The following is a 20,646-nucleotide window of genomic DNA, read 5'->3' on the forward strand; positions in this document are numbered from 1 at the left end:
AAAGCGACAAGTGTTCTTCCCCAGCCCCGGCACCCCGCATGCAAGGGCGGGATCATGCCGTCGCCGCGGTTGCAGTCTGGTTACAGCCACCGCGGCCGCAGCTGCCGCGATGGACCACGCGGCGCACCCGGACCACCGCCACCGGGCGTCGATTGCTGCCGGCCGCCGGTGCCACGCATGCGCCGCGGTGCCAGTCGCGTTGCCGTTGCGGGCACATGTTTCACTCGGCTTTGCGCGGCCCGCACGCTATCGTTGCGCCGCCGGAGGATGGAACAGGATGGAGCGATCGTGGCGGCGGACGAAGGGACGGCCCGGCGGTGCGCAAGGCGTTGCGGGCATGGGGGCGTGGGTGGCCACAGGTAGGGCGACGGCCGCGGGCCGGGCATTGCACGCGCTGGGAGCGGCCGGGCTGGCGCTCGCCTGCCTGGTGGCAGGCGCCTGGGGCGCGCTGGCGCTGTGGTTCCAGTTCCCCGGCGGTGCGCTGGCACGGGGCGTGGCCGTCGCGGCCTGGTGCGTTCCCTGGGCCTGGGCGCTGCGTGCCAGCTTCGCCCCGCGCGGCGTTGGCGGTCGCTGGCGGTGTTCGCCGCGGGGCTGGTGCTGCTGCTCGGCTGGTGGACGACGATCCAGCCGCGGCAGGACCGGGCATGGGCCGACGACGTCGCGCAGCCGCTGCGTGCGCGGATCGAGGGCGGGCGCCTGCTGCTGGACAACGTGCGCGATTTCCACTGGCGCACGGAGGACGACTACGACATCCGTTGGGAGCGGCGCGAGTACGACCTGGCGCAGGTGCGTTCGGTCGACCTGATCCTGTCCTACTGGATGGGGCCGGCGATCGCGCACACGCTGGTCTCGTTCGGCTTCGCCGATGGCCGGCAACTGGTGTTCTCGCTGGAGATCCGCAAGGAGCGCGGCGAGTCGTTCTCGGCGCTGGGCGGCTTCTTCCGCCGCTTCGAGGCGGTGCTGGTGGCCGCCGACGAGCGCGATATCGTGCAGGTGCGTACCAGCGTGCGCGGCGAGGACGTCTATCTCTACCGCCTGCACGGCCTGGACCCGGACGCGATGCGCGCGCTGCTGCGCGATTACGTGGCGCTGGCGCAGGCGCTGCAACGGACCCCGGTGTTCTACAACTCGCTGACCAGCAACTGCACCACCATCGTGTACGAACTGATGCGGCGGGTGGTGCCGACGCTGCCGCTGGACTACCGGCTGCTGCTGTCGGGTTACCTGGCCGAATATGCCGCCGACGTGGGCGGGCTGACCCCGGGCGTGCCCTACGCGACGCTGCGCGCGCGCGGCCGCATCACCCTGCGCGCCCGCGAGGCGGGCGACGCGGCCGATTTCTCCCGCCGGATCCGCGAAGGCGTCCCCGGCATTGCCGAGGAACATGTTCCATGACGCACGGGCTGCAGGCGCGCATGCGCCGCTGGCTGTTCCCGCTGTTCGCCGCGGCGATGCTGCTGTGCAGTGGCTGCGCGATGGTGAAGGTCAAGCCGGTCACGCCGGCCGACTACACGATGCTCAAGCGCGACGACATCCTCAACAGCGGCCGGTTGAGCGCGCTGTCACAGGAAGCGCTGAGCGTGATCGGCCTGACCGCCGCGCAATGCGCGCGGGATCTGCCCGCCTGCCGGCAGACGGTGGCCACCACCGATGGGCTGCAGACCGAGCAGCGCCTGTCCACGCTGGCCGAGCTGTGGATGCAGCAGGCGCTGGCGCTGACGCCCAAGGCCAGGGCGGGCGAAGCGGCCACGCTGTCCGACGCCGCGCTCGACGCCTGGCTGGAAACCGCGCGCTATGCCTATGCGTACCTGTTCTTCAGCGGGCGGACGCCGGCCGAGCGCGCGCTGGAGGACCGGCTCACCCAGGTGCGCGACTACTACAACTACGCCGCCGAACAGACCGCCGCGGTGGTGTTCCAGCAGACCCGCGCCCGTGCGCTGGAGGGCGCCGATTACCGCAGCCCGGTGCAGGTGGACCGCTGGACGATCCGCGCCGATTTCGACCGGCTGCGGCTCAATGGCGTCCCCCGGCAGCTGGTGCCGGCCGCGTCGCTGAGCTTCGCCGGCCTGCGCAGCACCTACCGTCGCGATGGCTTCGGCGCCGAACTGGTGGTGGTGATGGAGGCGCCGCCACTGGCGGTTCCGGTGGACGGCGCCGGCCCGGTCGCGGCACCGGTGTTCAGCGAGATGCCGGCGATCAACGCCACCGCGCTGCTGCGGTTCGGCGGCGGCACCCTGGACGAGGTGCTGGCCACGCGCGAGATCCGCCTGGAGGCGTGGTCGCCGGACACCACCAGCAGCTTCCGCCTGGAGGGCCAGGAGGTTCCGCTGGCAGCCAATTTCACTGCTGCCTACGGGCTGTGGATGGCGCAGTCCGGGTTCGCCACCGAGTCGCTGCGCACCCTGTTCGGCCGGGGCGAAGGTATCCGCGAACCGCATATCTACCTGATGCAGCCGTACGATCCGGACCGCCGCATCATCTTCATGCTGCATGGCCTGGCCAGCAGCCCGGAGGCATGGGTGAACCTGGCCAACGAGATCATGGGTGATCCGGAAATGCGCCGGCACTACCAGATCTGGTCGGTCTACTACCCGACCAATGCGCCGATCGCGTTGAACCGCTACACCATCAGCAACGCGTTCAACCGCACCCTGGACCACTTCGACCCGGGGCGCACCGCCGCGGCCAGCCACGACATGGTGTTCATCGGCCACAGCATGGGTGGGGTGATCGCGCGGCTGATGCTCAGCGAATCGGGCGACACGCTGTGGAACGGCGCGGTGGAGCGCTTCAACCTGCGCGGCGAGCGCCTGCGCCGGGTGGAGGCCCGGCTGCGGCCGCTGGCGCGCTTCTCACCCCAGCCCGATGTCGGGCGCGCGATCTTCATCGCCTCGCCGCACCGTGGCACCGATATCGCCGGCAACCGGCTGGGGCGGCTGATCGGCAAGCTGGTGCGGCTGCCACTGACCATCCTGGGCAAGTTCGAGGACGTATTCCTGGCCATGCAGGATGGCGGGCCGTCCGCGGACACGTCCAAGCCGCCGCGCGTCGGCAACAGCATCGACAACCTCAAGGCGAGCGACCCGTTCATCAGCGCTTCGTCCGCGCTGCCGATGGCGCCGGGGCTGAAGTACCACTCGGTCATCGCCCGGCGCAAGGCGGACGTGCCGCTGGAGGCATCCGACGACGGGCTGGTGCCGTACTGGAGCGCGCACCTGGACGGGGCGTTGTCGGAAAAGGTGATCCTGTCCGGGCACAGCGTGCAGGAAACCCCGGAAGCGGTGCTCGAGGTGCGCCGCATCCTGCGCCAGGACCTGCGCCTGCACGACGGCGGCACCGCCCGCTGAGCGGTCCCGCGCCGGCGGGCGGCGGCCGTCGGCGCCAGCGGGCCGAGCGGTCCGCGGTGATGCGCCGCGGCCGTGCCGCCGGCGGGTGGCCGGTGTCAGCCGGCCCCGGCCAGCTCCCGGCCGCGCCGCGCCGCCGCGGCCACCGCGTCGCCCACCAGGGCGTGGAAGCCGCCGCCGGCCAGGGTTTCCAGCGCGGCCTGGGTGGTGCCGTTGGGCGAGGTGACGGCCTGGCGCAGGGATGCGGGGCTCTGCCCGCCCTCGGCGAGCATGCGCGCCGCGCCGAGGATGGTCTGCACCACCATCTGCCGCGCGGCGTCATCGGCCAGCCCCTGCGCGCGGGCCGCGTCCTCCATCGCTTCGGCGAGCGCGAACACATAGGCCGGGCCGCTGCCGGACACGGCGGTGACCGCATCCATCAGCGCCTCGCGTTCGATCCAGCGGATCTGCCCGGCCCCGGCGAGGATGGCCTGGGCGAGCTGGCGTTCGGCATCGCCGACCTCGGCGCCGGCGTACAGCCCGGTCATGCCGGCGCCCAGCAGCGCCGGGGTGTTGGGCATGGCGCGCACCAGCACCGCGGCGTCCCCCAGCCACCCGCGCAGGGCGGCCAGGGGGATGCCGGCGGCGATCGACACCACCAGGGTGCCGGTGCGCAGCCGTGGCGCCAGTTCGGCGCAGACCGCGGCCATGACCTGCGGCTTGACCGCCAGCACCACCACCTGGCCGTCCAGCGCCGCCGAGGCGACGGCGGCGGCGGTGCGCACCCCATGCTCGCGCTGCAGCGCCTGGCGCAGGGCGTCCTGGGGTTCCACCACCTCGATCGCGGCGGCCGGCACGCCGGCCCGGGTCACGCCCGCGATCAGGCTGCGGGCCATGTTGCCGCCGCCGACGAAGCTGATGCCGGTGGGAAGGGAAGACGTCGGGTGGTTGCCGCTCATGCAGGCCTCGTAACGATCGGGGGCGGGTCTCACCGGCCGCCGCCGCATGGCAGCGCCCGGGCGCACAGTGTAGCCAGCCACGCGGCGCGGGGTGCCCGGGCGGCGGCCGCACGCGGGCCGGGCGGCCCGGCGCCGGCGGTCGCGGCGGCGGTTGTGACGCGCTGCCTGCAATCGGCCGCCATGGATCGACCTCTTACGCCGGAGGGCTATACTGGATGGCAGGGGAAACACCTTCCAGCCATCCGCAAACTTGGGGAAACACAGCGCATGGACATCGCTGAACTTCTGGCGTTCTCGGTCAAGAACAAGGCCTCGGACCTGCACCTGTCGGCCGGCCTGCCACCGATGATCCGCGTCGACGGCGACGTGCGCCGCATCAACATCCCGGCACTGGACCACAAGCAGGTTCACGCGCTGGTGTACGACATCATGTCGGACAAGCAGCGCCGCGATTACGAGGAGTTCCTCGAGGTCGACTTCTCCTTCGAGATTCCCTCGCTGGCGCGCTTCCGCGTCAACGCGTTCAACCAGAACCGCGGTGCCGGCGCGGTGTTCCGTACCATTCCCTCGGAAGTGCTGACCCTGGAGGACCTGGCGTGCCCGCCGGTGTTCCGGCAGCTGATCGAGCAGCCGCAGGGGCTGATCCTGGTCACCGGCCCGACCGGTTCGGGCAAGTCGACCACGCTGGCGGCGATGGTGGACCACATCAACAAGAACGAGTACGGCCACATCCTCACCGTCGAGGATCCGATCGAATTCGTGCACACCCCGCAGAAGTGCCTGATCAACCAGCGCGAAGTGCACCGCGACACCCACGGCTTCAACGAGGCGCTGCGCTCGGCGCTGCGCGAGGACCCGGACTACATCCTGGTGGGCGAACTGCGTGACCTGGAAACCATCCGCCTGGCGCTGACCGCCGCGGAGACCGGCCACCTGGTGTTCGGTACCCTGCATACCAGTTCGGCGGCCAAGACCATCGACCGCATCATCGACGTGTTCCCGGCCGGCGAGAAGCCGATGGTGCGCTCGATGCTGTCCGAATCGCTGCGCGCGGTGATCTCGCAGGCGCTGCTGAAGAAGGTCGGCGGCGGCCGCATCGCCTCGCACGAGATCATGGTGGCCACCCCGGCGATCCGCAACCTGATCCGCGAGGACAAGGTCGCGCAGATGTACTCGGCCATCCAGACCGGCCAGCAGGCGGGCATGCAGACCCTCGACCAGAACCTGCAGGACCTGGTCAAGCGCAGCCTGATCACCCGCAACCAGGCCCGTGAATACGCCAAGGACCGGCGCCTGTTCGAATAAGGCGCAAGGTGACGGCGCGGCACGCCGCGTCGCCGTTGCGCCGCGCAAGGCGTACAGTCGGTACCGGCAACGCCGTCGGCCCCGGGGAGGGCGCCGGCGCCGGCCTGCAGATCAAGGTTCCACAGGAGCCCGTTATGAGCACCATTGATTTCACTTCATTCCTCAAGCTGATGGCGCACCAGAAGGCGTCGGACCTGTTCATCACCGCCGGCATGCCGCCATCGATGAAGGTGCACGGCCGGATCAGCCCGATCACGCAGACGCCGCTGACCCCGCAGCAGAGCCGCGACATGGTGCTCAACGTGATGACGCCGGCGCAGCGCGAGGAGTTCGAGAAGACCCACGAGTGCAACTTCGCCATCGGCCTGTCCGGCGTGGGCCGCTTCCGCGTCAGCTGTTTCTACCAGCGCAACCAGGTGGGCATGGTGCTGCGCCGGATCGAGACGCGGATCCCGACGGTGGAGGAGCTGAACCTGCCGCCGGTGATCAAGACGCTGGCGATGACCAAGCGCGGCATCATCCTGTTCGTCGGCGCCACCGGTACCGGCAAGTCGACTTCGCTGGCGGCGATGATCGGCTACCGCAACCAGAACTCGACCGGGCACATCATCACCATCGAGGACCCGATCGAGTTCGTGCACAAGCACGAGGGCTGCATCATCACCCAGCGCGAGGTCGGCATCGACACCGACAGCTGGGACGCGGCGCTGAAGAACACCCTGCGCCAGGCGCCGGACGTGATCATGATCGGCGAGGTCCGCACCCGCGAGGGCATGGACCATGCCATCGCCTTCGCCGAGACCGGCCACCTGGTGCTGGCGACGCTGCATGCCAACAACGCCAACCAGGCGATGGACCGCATCATCAACTTCTTCCCCGAGGACCGCCGCAGCCAGCTGCTGATGGACCTGTCGCTCAACCTCAAGGGCGTGGTCGCGCAGCAGCTGGTGCCGACGCCCGATGGCAAGGGACGCCGGGTGGCGATGGAGATCCTGCTGGGCACGCCGCTGGTGCAGGACTACATCCGCGACGGCGAGATCCACAAGCTCAAGGAAGTGATGAAGGAATCGGTGCAGCTGGGCATGAAGACCTTCGACCAGAGCCTGTTCGAGCTGTACCAGGCCGGCGAGATCAGCTACGACGACGCGCTGCGCTACGCCGACTCGCAGAACGAAGTACGCCTGCGCATCAAGCTCTCGCAGGGCGGCGATGCCAAGACCCTGTCGCAGGGGCTCGATGGCGTGGAGATCGCGGGTACGCGCTGAGCGATCGCCCGCTTGACCGCCCTGCCCGCATGGGCAGGGCGCGCGCCCGCCGTGCAGGCGCGACCCGCCGCTGGTTTCCCGCCACCGCGGCGCCACGCACCGTCCCCCCCCCCGCGCGTGTTGCCGCCCGCGGGCACCCGTCTGCAGTGACCTTCCCGGGACTGTGTCGCGCGCGCCCGCGCGTGCCCGTCCGCGGTGGGCGCATGCGCGCCGCATGCCGTCGCTGCCGGGCCCGCGGCGCCGCCGGCAGCGGCCGTGGCGCCGTTTGCGGGGCGGGGCCGGCTCCGTAAGCGGTTGTTGTAATTTTGTGAAGTAAGCGTGAAAATGTGACCCGTGTTGGAATTGTTCTGCGGTCTGCAGCCCAATTCCAGATCAGGGGGCTTCTGTCTTACATGCAACGCGTTGCTGCTGAATGGCGGCGACGGCGGATGCGTGCGCGGGTAGGGATGTCATCCCCTCCCGGCGGCGGATGGGGCACAGGGCAGTGCTTTGCAGATGGGGGCTTGATGGTTCAAGTGCTTGAAGATGCTGCCCGGGCCGCGTTCGCGTGCCTGCCGGGCATGCCGTTGCCGCGCCTGGCGCGCCGCTGGCCCAGGGTGGCCAGTCTGCTGCTGCTCCTGCTGCCGTGCGTGGTGTCCGCCGCACCGGTTGCCGGGGGCGCTTCGCCTGCCGCCGGGGCGACCCTGCCGGCCCGCAAGCCGGGACTGTGGGAAGTGACTCTGGCCGCGCACGCGGCGCAGGGCCCGGGGAGCGCGATGCAGCCCGAGGTGACGGTGCGCCAATGCACCAGTGCCGCCGTCGAGCCGGTCATGCTGCTGGCACTGTTGCCGGCGCACGAGAACTGCAGCCGTACCCAGGTCACCCGGCGCAGCGGGCAGGGCGGCGGCCATGAGATCGCCACGACCTGCAGCACCCACCAGAGCCCTGTGCAGGGACGCATGGAACTGTGGGGCGACCTGCGGTCGGTCTATGCCGGCACCTTCAGCGTCCGTTTCCCGCAGGCACCGCAGAACAACGTCGGCCCGGTGCGGTTCCAGGGGCGCTGGCTGGGGCCCTGCGGTGCCGGACAGCGCGCCGGCGACATGCGCCTGCCCCACGGCATCACGGTGAACGTTGCCGACGATGCCGCGCGCGTCCAGGGCCATGCCCACTGAATGACATCGCCTGTTCCGGCCCCGCGTCGCGCGGGCACCGCGAGCCGCGGCCACCGGGTGGCCGCTCTTCCAATCCACATGCCGCATTCGAATCACGGGTACCGCCCATGAAGGCTTCAGCTCACCCCTTCGACACCACCGCACCCACCCTGCGCGAGGCAGGCGGCCTGCAAAGCCGGCGCGCCGGTGTCCTGCACTGGCGGCTGCGCATCGGCGCGGCACTGGCGGCGCTGGGCCTGTTCTCGCTGCTGGCGCTGGCGCCCGCGGCGCAGGCGCAGATCAGGAACGGCGGTTTCGAGACCGGCAGCTTTTCCGACTGGACGCTGCGCGATTACGACCGCCCGGATGTCCTGGCCACGGATGCACCGACTACCATCGCGCAACTGGGGCTGGTGGCCACCGGGACGACGACGACCGGCGGCAACGGCAGCGGCTACCGCGCGCAGATCCTCACCTCGCCCGGCACCGCGGCCAACACCAATGGCATCCTGCAATTCCCGTTCTCGGGAACCGCATCGGCCCTGGTCGGTGGCAACGACGGGCAGGCGGCGAAGGCGACCTCGATCGAGCAGCAGGCCACGATGACGCTGGCCGACGTCGATCCCGTCGATGGCAAGGTGCATATCCGCTTCGCGATGGCGCCCGTGCTCTACGACGCCGGGCACAGCGCGGTGGAACAGCCGTTCTTCTTCGTGGAAGTGGTCAACAAGACCAAGGGCAACACCCAGCTCTTCCAGACGTTCAACTTCGCCGGACAGGCCGGTATCCCGTGGACCCGGGTCGGCAGCTACCGCTCCACCAACTGGCAGGGCTTCGACATCGCCCCCGGCAATGGCCGCCTGGATCCGGGTGACGTGGTGGTGCTGAAGGTGTTCGTCTCCAACTGCCAGCCAGGCGCCGCCAGTCACACGGCACAGGTCTACATGGACGTGTTCGGCTCGAAGATGCCGGGCCTGAGCGTGGCCGCGTCGGGGCCGTCCACCACCAAGCCCGGCGAACAGGTCACCTATACCTACAACTACGTCAACAACAGCGGCGTGTATGCGCTGGGCTCGATGGTGCGCCTGGCCGCGCCGGTCACCGCGGACGGCAAGTACCTGGCATTCGTTCCCGGCAGCTACCCCAACACCTGCACCGGCATCCATGACGGCATCCCGCCGCGCGCGGACTACATTGATTGTCCGGTGGGCGACCTGGTGAACGGCGCCGGCGGCAGTTTCCCGGTCACCTTCACGGTACCGGCCGACGCCGCGACCTCGGGCAGCGGTGCGGTCATCAACAACGGCGACTACGACGTGCGCGCCAACACCGTCAGTCCGTTCATCGGACCGCTGGTGAAGACCCGCATCGCCGGCGGCGCGACGGCGCTGGTGGACCTGGGCATCGCGATCAGCAACGGCAACGTGCCGTCCTACCTGGTGGGTGACGCGGTCACCTACGAAGTGACGGTGACCAACCACGGCCCGGTCGACGTGGCCGGCGCACTCATCCGCCAGACCACGCTGAGCGGCGTGGCCAACACCGCCGCGGCCGCCTGGACCTGCAGCGCGGCGGGTACGGCCAGCTGCGGCGCGGCCAGCGGCAGCGGGCCGCTGGATACCACCGGCAACCTGCCGGTGGGGCAGAGCCTGGTCTATACGATCACCCAGCTCAATGCCGTGGTGGCCGGTGCGCCGGTCGTCACCGTGGTCGCGGTGACGCCGCCGTCGGGCATGACCGACAGCGTCTCCGCCAACGACTCCGCCGGCCTGAGCACCCCGGTCAGCGCGGACCAGTACACCCTGACCGTGAACACCGCCGGCACGGGCTCGGGCCGGGTCGATGCCGTGCCGGCCGCGCTGGCCTGCCCGGTGGCGTCGGTGCCCGCGGCGACCTGCAGCCAGCAGCGGCTGGGCCAGGACGAAGACGCCTACCTGACCGCCGTCGCCGGCACCGGCAGCATCTTCAAGCAGTGGGATGCGGCCGGCGACTGCGTGGCGGTCAACGGCAGCGAGTGCCATGTGAACATGGGCTCGGCCGACCGCAGCGTCACCGCCGTCTTCGCGCGTGCCTGGGTGGTATCGCCCACCGTCATCGGCGGCACCTGGACCGGTGAACCTTCGGTGGAGGAAGGGACGACCGGCACCTTCACGGTCACGCCCAACGTGGCCGGCAGCGTGCCCACCGTCGTTTCCGATACCTGTGCGGTCACCCAGAGCGGCCCGGCCGGCGGCAAGTACACCTACACGACGGGGCCGGTAACGGCGGACTGCGCGTTCCGCGTCGAGTTCCCCAGCCCGGTGCTGGCGGTCAGCAAGAGCGCCTCGGTAGCCAGCGCGGCGGTGGGCGCGACGTTCGACTATGTCATCGAGGTGCGCAACACCGGCGCCGTGGCCACCACCGCCGCGGTCCAGGTGAGCGATTCGATCCCCAACGGGCTGACGGTCGTGCCCGCATCGCTGCCCGCCGGCTGCGCGCAGAACCTGCAGGTGGTGTCCTGCACCATTGCCTCGCTCGCGCCCGCCGACACGGTGACCCGCACCATCAGCGTCACCGCCACGGCGGCCGCCACCGGCAGCACCAGCAATACCGCGACCGTGAGTGGCGGCGGCGACACCGCGTGCCCGGTGGCGACCCCCTGCCGCAGCAACACGGTGGTCGTGACGGTCGGCAACCGCCCGGACCTGGCCATCAGCAAGAGCGCCTCGGCGGCGACGGCGGTGGTCGGCACGGCGTTCGACTACACCCTCACCGTGACCAATACCGGTACCGGGGCCACGACCGCCGCCGCGACGGTGACCGACGTGATCCCGACGGGCCTGGCGATCGGCAGCCTGCCGACCGGCTGCGTGCTCGACCCGGCCGGCAGCCAGACCGTGGCCTGCACGGTCGCCGCCGGCCTGTCCAACGTGGCGCCCGGCAACACCGCGACCTACGTGATCCCGGTGACGCCGATGGCCGCGGCCGCGGCCGCAGGCAGCGTGAGCAACACGGCCAGCGTGAGCGGCGGCGGCGATCCCGACTGCACCGCCGGCTGCGCCAGCAACGCGGTGACGACCACCATCACCACGCCGGCGCTGGCCATCGCCAAGCGCGCCTCGGTGGCGACCGCGGTGGTCGGCGTGGCGTTCGACTACACCCTCACCGTGAGCAACACCGGCACGGCGGACACGACGGCCGTGGCCACGGTCGTGGATGACGTGCCGGCGGGGCTGACCATCAACGCCGCCCCGGGCTGCGGGATCGCCGGACAGACCGTGACCTGTGCGGTCGCGGCGGGGCTGACGGCCGCCACCCCGGTGGACTTCACCATCAACGTCATCCCGACGGCGGCCGCGGCCAGCAGTGTCGGCAACACCGCGCGCGTCAGCGGCGGCGGCGATCCGCTCTGCACCGCGCTGGCGCCGTGTGACAGCAATACCACGACCACCACGATCACCGCGCCGGCACTGGCGATCACCAAGAGCGGCCCGGCGAGCGCGATCGTGGGCGTGCCGTTCGACTACGTCATCACCGTGAGCAACACCGGCACGGCCGATGCGACCGCGGACGCCACGGTCACCGACGAGGTGCCGGCGGGCCTGCTGATCAACAGCGCCACCGGCTGTACCGTCAGCGGCCAGACGGTGACCTGCACCGTGCCCCGCGCCAGTCTCGCGATCAACGCCACGGCGACGATCACGATCAACGTGTCGCCGATCCTCCATGGCAGCAACGCGGTGAACAGCGCCCGCGTGGCGGGTGCTGGCGACCCGGCATGCCCGGCGGGCACGCCCTGCGCCAGTGCCGCGGTCACCACCGCGCTGATCGCGCAGAACCCGGTGCTGGACCTGGTCAAGAGTGCGGGCGTGCCGAGCGGCTACGCCGCTGGCGAGATCCTTGCCTATACCTTCGTGCTGACCAACGCCGGCAACGTGGCGCTGAGCGGCATCACGTTGAACGATCCGCTGCTGGGCGGTGCGGTGCCCTGCCCGGGCAGCACGCTGGCCGTGGGCGCCTCGATGACCTGCGGCCCGCGCCTGTACCTGCTGACCCAGGCGGACGTGGATGCCGGCGTTGTGGTCAATACCGCCACTGCCCGTGGCCTGCCGCCTGCGCCCGCGCCCGGCGTGGCACCGACGGCGGCCACCGGCAGCAGCAGCACCCGCACGCCGATCACCCATGCGCTGGACCAGGAGCTGAGCAAGGCCGTGACCGCGGACAGCAGCGGCGGCGATGCGGCCGTGGGCGACGTGCTGACCTACACGGTGACGCTCACCAACCGGAGCAACGCGACCCTGGCCAACGTGGAGCTCAGCGATGCCCTGATCACGCCGCGCAGCATCGTCTGCGCCAGCGTGGCGCCGGGCGCGGTCTGCCAGCTGGTGGGCACCTACACCGTCACCCAGGCCGACGCCGACGCCGGCATGGTCCGCAACACCGCGCAGGCCGGCGGCCCGTTGTGCCCGGCCGGCACCGGCGACCCACGGTGCACGACGACCCTCAGCACCCCGGTGGTGTCCATCCGCGCCAATGACGATGGCGCCACGACCAAGGCCGGCATGCCGGTGACCACCCCGGTGCTGGACAACGACACCCATGTCGGCGGCGCGATCGATCCGGCCAGCGTGACGCTGACCGCGACCTCGGCGGACGGCACCGTGAGCGTCGATCCGGCAACCGGCGCGATCACCTTCGTTCCCGCCCCCGGTTTCGCCGGCACCACCACCTATTCCTACCGGGTGTGCCTGGCCGCGCCCAACGCGACGGTGTGCGACACCGCCACGGTGACGGTGGTGGTGACGTTGCGGGTGATCGTCGCGGTGGATGACCTGCCGCCGGCAACCGATGGCAGCACCGGCGCACCCTCGCTGGGCAATGTGTACGACAACGACACCCTCGACGGGGCACCGGTCGACCCGGCAAAGATCACCGGCCGCGTGACCGCGCCGGCCACCTCGCCCAAGGGCGGCCCGGTGCCGGTGCTGGATCCGGCCACCGGCGAGGTCAGCGTGCCGCCGGCAACGCCGGCGGGCACGTACACCATCGGTTACCGCATCTGCGAGGTGCTGCATCCGGGCAACTGCGCCGATGCAGGCGTGACGGTGACGGTCACCGCGCCGGCGATCGAGCCGGTGGGCGACAGCGGCGAACCGCTGTCCGGCGATGGCGGCGGCACCACCCCGAGCGTGCTGGAAAAGCACACGCTCGGCGGGCGCCCGATCCGTCCCGGCGAGGTCACCGTGGTCCCCGGCGTGCCGTCGCACCCGGGCCTGAAGATGAACCCGGACGGCACCATCCGCATCGGTACCGCGATCCCGACCGGCACGTACACCTACCCGTACACGATCTGCGAGGTGCTGAACCCGGGCAACTGCGTCACCGCCACCGTGACCGTGGTCGTCGCCGGCCAGGTGCAGCTGCGGGTGAGCAAGGTTGCCGGCATGCGCGAGGTGCGCCTGGGCGACCTGGTGCGCTACACGCTGACCGTCGAGAACAGCGGCAGCGTCGGCCTGGTGGCGGGCAGCGTGATCGACACCCCGCCGGCGGGCTTCAGTTACGTGGAGGGTTCGCTGCGGGTCGAGGATGGCGACAATGCCGCCACCGTGGCCGGCCAGCACCCGCTGCGCTTCGACGGGCTGGACGTGCGCGCCGGCGGCAAGGCGCGGCTGGTGTACCTGATGCGGGTGGGTGCGGGCGTACGCGCCGGGACCCTGGTCAACCAGGCGCAGGCGCGCTCGCCGGAGGGCGAACCGCTGTCCAACGTGGCCACCGCCGAGGTGACCCTGGCGGGCGATCCGCTGCTGGACGACAGCCTGGTGTTCGGCACGGTGTTCAACGACCGCGATGGCGATGGCTGGCAGGACAGTGCCGCGCTGACCGGCGTCACCGTGCAGGGCGGGTTCGCGCCGGAGGCGTACGTGGCCCATTCCACCACGCTGGATCGTGGCGACGGCATGCAGCCGCAGGCCGATGCCAGCGCACCGCTGCTGCATGGCATCGTCGTGGGCGCGATCGGCGGACGCCAGTCCGAAGCCGAGCCCGCCGATGCGCGCCAGGTGGTGGTCCGCCAGCGCCTGCGGGCACTGGATTTCAGCGACGACTTCGTGCTGACCAGCGACCAGGGCGTGAGCGTGCGCATGGACCGCGCGGGCGTGACCACGGTCCATCGCGACGGCGAGGCGGCCAAGGGCATGAACGCGGCGGCACCGACCGTGGAGCGGCGCATCGCCCGCGGTGCGGACGACTACGTGGTCGACTACGTGATCGGCAATGCCGGCATCGACGAGCGCGGCATTCCCGGCGTGCGCATCGCGTCGGTGGAAGGGCTGCTGGTCGAAACCGACCAGTACGGCCGCTACCACCTGGCCGGCATTCCCGGTGGCGCGTGGGAGCGCGGTCGCAACTTCATCCTGAAGGTCGATCCGTCCACCCTGCCGACCGGCGCGGCGTTCACCACCGACAATCCGCTGCTGCGCCGGGTCACCCCGGGCATGCCGGTCCGCTTCGACTGGGGCGTGAAGCTGCCGGAACGCGCGGTCGAGGGCGGCGCGCGCCAGGTGGAGATGGAAATGGGCGAAGTGTTCTTCGCGCCCGGCAGCGCCCAGGTACAGCCGCGCTACCAGCCGGCGGTGGAAGCCATGGCCGCGAAGGTGCGCGAGCACCCGGGCATGGAGGTGGTGATCCAGGCCGAGGCCAGCAACGAAGCGCTGGCATTCGAGCGCACGGCGGCGGTCAAGGCCGCTCTGCTGGCGCAGCTCGACGAGGCCACGGCCAGGACCTTGCGCGTGGTCGCGCGGGCCAAGGTGGGCGACACCGCGCCGCTGGTGGCCGGCATCGATGGCCAGGGCGTGCTGCTGGGCACGCTGCTGTTCGATACCGGCAAATCGGCCATCCGGCCGGGCTTCGATGCGTTGCTGGACACGGTGGCCGCCGCGCTGGAGCGGCTGGGCAGCGGCCGCGTCTCCATTGTCGGCCACGCAGACGTGCGCGGTTCCGACGCCTACAACACGGCGCTGGGCCTGGCGCGCGCCAGGGCGGTGTCCGACGCATTGGGCGAACGCCTGGGCGCCGAAGCGCGAAGCAGGCTGCGGGTGGACATCGCGGACGTGCCGGCGGTGCCGGCTGGCGTGCGCAAGTAAGGGGCCGGTCATGGACAAGCGTATGAAGATGAAGGTGCTGGACTACACCCTGCTGTGCCTGCTGGCCGGCGCGACCACCCCGCTGGCCACGGCCGCGGCGACGCCGGACGGCGTCGCATCCGCCGAGCCGGCCGAACCCCGCGCGGGCGCGCCGGAACCGGCGCCTGCGGCGCTGGACTGCGGCGCGGACGCCTGCACCGGCGACGACGGCCTGCTGTTCCAGCTGCGCACGCGCAGCCATGCCGCGCCGGTGACCCGGGGCACCCATGCCGGTTCGTCGTCCGACGCCCTGCAGCCCGATCGCCGGGTCGAGGTGTCGGTCGAACCGCAGGGCCGGGCGGTGGCGATGGGCAAGTACTCCATCGACCTGCCCGGTGGCGGGGTGGTGTGGGCGACCGAGGATCCGACCCTGGGGTCACCGGAGCTGTCGGTATCGGCGCCGTCGATGGTGGCCTTCGACGGCGAGCGCCTGCTCAAGCCGGTGCAGTTCTATGCGCGTGGCAACTATCCGGCCTTCATCGAACGCATGGAGGTGCGCCTGTACCGTGCCAGCGATGCCGACCTGATCGAGCCGCTGGCGAGCGTGCCGCTGGACGTGGCGGCGGTCAGCCATGGCGAGTGGGACGGCGCGTTGCCGGGCAAGTACCGCTTCCGCAAGGGCGATGAGCTGGTCTACGTGTTGCGTGCCACCGGCGCCAACGGCCAGTTCGACGAGACCTCGCCGCGCGTGCTGCAGCTGGTGTCGCCGGAAGATGCCGAGCGCGGCGCCAATGCGCTGCGCAACAGCACCGAGAAGCGGCTGGGCAATGCCCTGAGCGCCGAGCAGGCGCAGACCCAGAGCCTGATCGACGATGTCTTCGCGGGTAGCGGCCTGCGCCAGCAGAACATCCCGCTGTACGGTTCGCGCATCCGCATCCAGGGCCGCAACATCCCCGCGGGCATGGCGCTGAGCATCAACGGCGAAAGCTATCCGGTGGACCTGGAGCGCAAGTTCGTCGCCGAGTACCTGATGCCGGTCGGCACGCACCGCTTCGACATCGGCGTGGGCGGCGAGGGCGGTCCTGCCCACCCCCTGGACGTGGACGTCACCGGTCGCTACTTCTTCGGCGTCGCGCTGGCCGACGTGACCATCGCCCAGAACAAGGTCAGCGGTTCCAACGAGCCGTTCCGCGGCGACGCCAACTACCGGGACGATGTCATCAGCGACGGCCGCCTGGCGTTCTACGGCAAGGCCAAGCTGCGCGGCCGCTACCTGGTGACCGCGCAGGCCGATACCACCGAGCGCGACCTGGACCGGCTGTTCAACGGTTTCGGCAAGGCCGACCCGCAGGACATCTTCCGCCGGCTCGATCCGGACCTGTACTACCCGGTCTACGGCGACGATTCCAACACCCGTCGCGACGTGGACACGATGGGCCGGTTCTACCTGCGCATGGACTGGGACAAGAACCAGGCGCTGTGGGGCAACTACGCCACCGGCCTGACCGGGACCGAGTTCGGCCAGTACCAGCGCGCGCTGTATGGCGCGGCGCTCAACTGGCGCTCGAACGCCAGCAACCGCTGGGGCGATGCCGGCAGCGAACTGCGCGTGTTCGGTTCGCAGGCCGAAACCGCGCCGGGCCACAATGAATTCATCGGCACTGGTGGCAGCCTGTACTACCTGCGGCATACCGACCTGCTGCCGGGTTCGGACGTGGTGACCCTGGAGATCCGCGACCGCAGCAGCGGCCGTACCGAGAACCGGGTGGTGCTGCAGCGCGGGGCCGACTACGAGATCGACGAACTGCAGGGCCGCCTCCTGCTGACCCGCCCGTTGGCGCAGATCACCCGCGACAACAGCCCGACCCTGACCCGCGATGCGCCGCTGGACGGCTTCGAACAGCGCCTGCTGGTGGACTACGAGTGGGTGCCGGCCGGCTTCGATGCGGACGACGTGACCGTGGGCTTCCGCGGCAAGCACTGGATCGGCGACCACGTCGGCCTCGGCGCGACCTGGGTCGACGAGAACCGGGCCGGCGAGGACTACACGCTCAAGGGCGCCGACCTCACCCTGCAGGCCGGCAAGGGCACCTACCTGAAGGCCGAGTACGCGCATACCGAATCCTTCGGCGTGCCGGCGTTCTTCTCCGACAACGGCGGCCTGAGCTTCATCCAGCAGAATGACACCGCGTTGAACCGCAAGGGCGATGCCCGCTCGCTGGAAGCCCGCGCCAATTTCAGGGAACTGGGCTGGACCGAACAGGACTGGGCCGCCGGTGCATGGTGGCGCCAGACCGACGCCGGCTATTCGGTGTCCCGCTACGACACGGGCCTGCCGGTGACCGAGTACGGTGCCGAGCTGCTGGGCCAGTTCACCCCGGACCTGGGCCTGTACACCCGCTACACCCGCGCCGAGCGCGGTGCCGACACCCTGGCCCAGGCCCAGGCCACGCTGCAGTGGCAGGCCAGCGAGGCGGGGACCCTCAGCGCCGAACTGCGCCGGGTCGACCAGCAGGGCAGCTACCTCGATGCCATCGGCACGCTGGCGGCGGTCAAGTACCTGCACCGCTTCGGCGCCACGATGGAGCTGTACGGCGTGGCCCAGCTGACCGTGGACGATGACGGCGGCAAGTACGCCGACAACGATGCCCTGACCCTCGGTGCCAAGCACCTGTTCGGCAACAACTCGTCGGTGGGCGCGGAAGTGACCGACGGCGACCGTGGCAACGCCGCCACCGTCAATGCCGAGTACCGCATCAGCCCGGAACACGCCTTCTACGGTGGCTACACCTATTCGGCCGACACCACCGAACGCGACCCGCTGTTCAATCCGGGCGGGCAGAACGGCTGGACCCTGGGGCAGCGCTGGCGGGTGTCCAGCCAGGTCAACGTGTTCAACGAAAGCCAGTTCCTCAAGGAGCGCGGCGAGGCCGGCCTGGCGCATACCTTCGGCATGGACTTCTACCCGGCGCAGGGCTGGAACACCGGTTTCACCCTGTCCAACGGCGAACTGGAAAGCACCGGCGGCGGCGTGGTCGAGCGGCGCGCGGCCAGCATCTCCGGCGGGCGCACCTCGCCCGATACCGATTGGCAGAGCAAGCTGGAATGGCGCCGCGACAGCGGTGCCGAGCGCCGCGAGCAGTGGGTCAGCACCACCCGCATGACCCACCGCATCAACGACAGTTGGCGCATCGCCGCGCGCTTCAACTACGCCGATACCGACGACCGGCTGGATCCGGCCGAGGGCGCCCGTTTCGTCGAAGGCAACTTCGGCTTCGCCTACCGCCCGTGGAACAGCACCCGCTGGGGCCTGTTCGGCCGCTACACCTACCTCTACGACCTGGCGTCGATGGGCCAGCTGGGCGGCGCGCAGTACGACCAGCGTTCGCAGATCGTTTCGTTCGAGGGCGTCTACCGCCACGACCAGCACTGGGAATTCGCCGGCAAGCTGGCCCGCCGCGAAGGCGAAGTGCGCATGGGCCGCGGCGGCGGTACGTGGCTGGATTCGGCCACCACCTTCGGTGCCCTCCAGGCGCGCTACGAACTGCGCGCGCAATGGCATGCGCTGGGCGAATACCGCCAGCTGCAGGTCAAGGACGGGGGCACCCGGCAGGGCTTCCTGGTGGGCGTGGACCGCGACCTGAGCGGGAACTTCCGCATCGGCGCCGGTTACAACTTCACCGAGTTCAGTGACGACCTGACCGACTTCGACTACGACCACAAGGGCTGGTTCGTGAACCTGAGCGGTCGCTACTGACCCCGTCGCGGCGCCAGCGCCGCTGCAGCGGCGCCGGCCGGTGCCGCGCGCGATCAGCCGCCGGCGCCGCCCAGCCACGGTGGCGCCGCCGCGCGGATGTCGGCCATCACCGGGCAATCATCGCGGTGCGCGCCGGGCAGGTAGCCCAGGCTCATCAGGAACTCACCGGTGATCTCGCCGCCGGTGAAGCGGAACGTCTTCTTGAACAGCTTCACCCAGTCGGCTTTGGGCCGCGGGTGGTGCGCGTCCAGCCACTGCGCGAAGCCGCCGTGCGAATCGCGCAGGCCGCGGATCACCCCGGCGTTGTGGATGGCGGCCAGGACCTTGAGCCGGTTGCGGATGATGCCGGCGTCACCCAGCAGGCGGGCGATGTCGGCCTCGCCGTAGGCGGCCACGGCATCCACGTCGAAGCCGTGGTAGGCGCGGCGGAAGCCCTCGCGCTTGCGCAGGATGGTTTCCCAGCTCAGCCCGGCCTGGTTGATCTCCAGCAGCAGGCGCTCGAACAGTTCCTGCTCCGCACGCTGCGGGAATCCGTATTCGCGGGCGTGGTAATGGGCGTGGACCGGATGACCGGGCGCGATATCGCAATAGGCGCTCATGGACGGTGATGGACCCAGGGCGGGCCAGTATAGGCGCGCTGCCCATGCGGCCGCGGCCGCGCATGGAGGCGCGCGCCGCGCCGCGGCTTCGACGCGGTGGGCCGGTACCGGGCATGGGCGGCGCGTGCGCGCCGGGCGCGGCTGCGTGGCTGACGGTAGAATGCGGCCATGTCCACGCATTTCGACAATCTGGCCAATCACCTGCTGGTCGCCTTGCCCTCGCTGACCGATTCGGGATTCGCGCGCAGCGTCGCGCTGATCTGCCAGCACGACGACAACGGCGCCATGGGCGTGGTGGTCAACCAGCCTTCGGAATACACCCTGGGCGAAGTGCTCTCGCAGATGGAGATCGACACCGGCGACGAGCGCCTGCGCGCGCTGCCGGTGCTCAATGGCGGCCCGGTGCATACCGGGCGCGGCTTCGTCATCCACGACGATGCACGCGACTGGGATTCCAGCCTGGCCGTGGGCCAGGGCCTGTACCTGACCACCTCGCGCGACATCCTCGAAGCCATGGCCCGGGGCGACGGCCCGCGCAACGCGCTGGTCACCCTGGGCTGCGCCGGCTGGGGCGCCGGGCAGCTGGAGCAGGAACTGGCCGAGGACAGCTGGCTGACCGTGCCGGCCGACCCGGTGGTGCTGTTCGAGGCGCCGCTGGACGAGCGCTGGCAGCTGGCCGCCTCGCGCATCGGCGTGGACCTGTTCCGCCTGGCCGGGTACAGCGGCCATGCCTGATCCGGCGGCGCTTTCGCCCGACAGCACGGTGCTGGGGTTCGACGTCGGCTCGCGCCGCATCGGCGTGGCCATCGGCAGTGCCTTCAGCGTCGGCGCGCGCGCGCTGGCGGTAGTCGAGGTACGCGGCGACGGCCCCGACTGGGCCGCGCTCGACCGGTTGCAGCGCGAGTGGCGCCCGCATGGCCTGATCGTCGGCGACCCGCTGACCCTGGACGGCGACGACCAGCCCAACCGCAAGCGCGCGCAGGCCTTCGCCCGGCAACTGCGGCAGCGCTACCAGGTCCCCGTGCTGCTGGTGGACGAACGTTCCAGCTCGGTGGAAGCGGCGCGGCGTTTCGCCGTCGACCGCGCCGAGGGCCGCAAGCGCCGCCGCGACGCCGCCAACCTGGACGCGGTCGCCGCCGCGGTCATCATCGAACGCTGGCTGTCCGCGCCCGGCGACGCCACCCCCGTTTCCTGACCCCCAAGAC

Annotated in this window: 10 protein-coding genes and 1 pseudogene; 9 read left to right on the forward strand and 2 right to left on the reverse strand. The window is 70.7% G+C overall.

Features of this window, described 5'->3' with window-relative positions; all coding sequences use genetic code 11:
• Positions 1–409 precede the first annotated feature (409 nt).
• Together B1L07_04360 and B1L07_04365 are read left to right on the forward strand one after the other, a co-directional pair.
• Positions 410–1,395: pseudogene (locus tag B1L07_04360) on the forward strand (hypothetical protein).
• Complete coding sequence (locus B1L07_04365) at positions 1,392–3,347, forward strand: hypothetical protein (GenBank protein ID AUZ54467.1); 1,956 nt, start codon at positions 1,392–1,394, stop codon at positions 3,345–3,347. The pseudogene B1L07_04360 and the gene B1L07_04365 overlap by 4 nt, the downstream one beginning before the upstream one ends.
• A 95-nt stretch (positions 3,348–3,442) precedes the next feature.
• Here the strand turns inward: B1L07_04365 and B1L07_04370 are convergent, their stop codons facing one another.
• Positions 3,443–4,282: a pyrroline-5-carboxylate reductase gene (locus B1L07_04370; protein ID AUZ54468.1), complete on the reverse strand. Its 840-nt coding sequence runs from the start codon at positions 4,280–4,282 to the stop codon at positions 3,443–3,445.
• A 267-nt stretch (positions 4,283–4,549) separates the two neighbouring features.
• Here B1L07_04370 and B1L07_04375 point away from each other — a divergent pair, with 267 nt between their 5' ends.
• From B1L07_04375 to B1L07_04395, 5 genes are all read left to right on the forward strand, one after another.
• Complete coding sequence (locus B1L07_04375) at positions 4,550–5,587, forward strand: twitching motility protein PilT (protein AUZ54469.1); 1,038 nt, start codon at positions 4,550–4,552, stop codon at positions 5,585–5,587.
• Between the two features lie 134 nt (positions 5,588–5,721).
• The gene (locus tag B1L07_04380; GenBank protein AUZ54470.1) at positions 5,722–6,852 is read left to right on the forward strand and encodes a type IV pili twitching motility protein PilT; all 1,131 of its coding nucleotides are present in this window, start codon (positions 5,722–5,724) and stop codon (positions 6,850–6,852) included.
• A 560-nt stretch (positions 6,853–7,412) separates the two neighbouring features.
• Positions 7,413–8,006 (forward strand): hypothetical protein, encoded by a 594-nt coding sequence (locus tag B1L07_04385; protein AUZ54471.1) that lies wholly within the window; start codon positions 7,413–7,415, stop codon positions 8,004–8,006.
• A gap of 107 nt (positions 8,007–8,113) precedes the next feature.
• Positions 8,114–15,106 carry a hypothetical protein gene (locus B1L07_04390; protein ID AUZ54472.1) on the forward strand — a complete coding sequence of 2,331 codons (6,993 nt, stop codon included), beginning with the start codon at positions 8,114–8,116 and terminating at the stop codon, positions 15,104–15,106.
• A 28-nt stretch (positions 15,107–15,134) separates the two neighbouring features.
• Entirely contained in the window at positions 15,135–18,842 is a 3,708-nt protein-coding gene (locus tag B1L07_04395) for a hypothetical protein (protein AUZ56451.1), read from the forward strand.
• Positions 18,843–18,895: 53 nt separating this feature from the next.
• Here the strand turns inward: B1L07_04395 and B1L07_04400 are convergent, their stop codons facing one another.
• Positions 18,896–19,441 (reverse strand): DNA-3-methyladenine glycosylase, encoded by a 546-nt coding sequence (locus B1L07_04400; protein AUZ54473.1) that lies wholly within the window; start codon positions 19,439–19,441, stop codon positions 18,896–18,898.
• A gap of 168 nt (positions 19,442–19,609) precedes the next feature.
• On the opposite strand from B1L07_04400, the gene B1L07_04405 reads away from it, so the two are divergent.
• A complete protein-coding gene (locus tag B1L07_04405) occupies positions 19,610–20,176 on the forward strand; it encodes a hypothetical protein (protein AUZ54474.1) in 567 nt (188 codons plus the stop codon).
• Positions 20,169–20,636 carry a Holliday junction resolvase RuvX gene (locus B1L07_04410; GenBank protein ID AUZ54475.1) on the forward strand — a complete coding sequence of 156 codons (468 nt, stop codon included), beginning with the start codon at positions 20,169–20,171 and terminating at the stop codon, positions 20,634–20,636. The genes B1L07_04405 and B1L07_04410 overlap by 8 nt, the downstream gene beginning before the upstream one ends.
• Positions 20,637–20,646 lie beyond the last annotated feature (10 nt).

It is taken from the genome of Stenotrophomonas acidaminiphila (genome assembly GCA_002951995.1).
GTDB lineage: Bacteria > Pseudomonadota > Gammaproteobacteria > Xanthomonadales > Xanthomonadaceae > Stenotrophomonas > Stenotrophomonas acidaminiphila_A.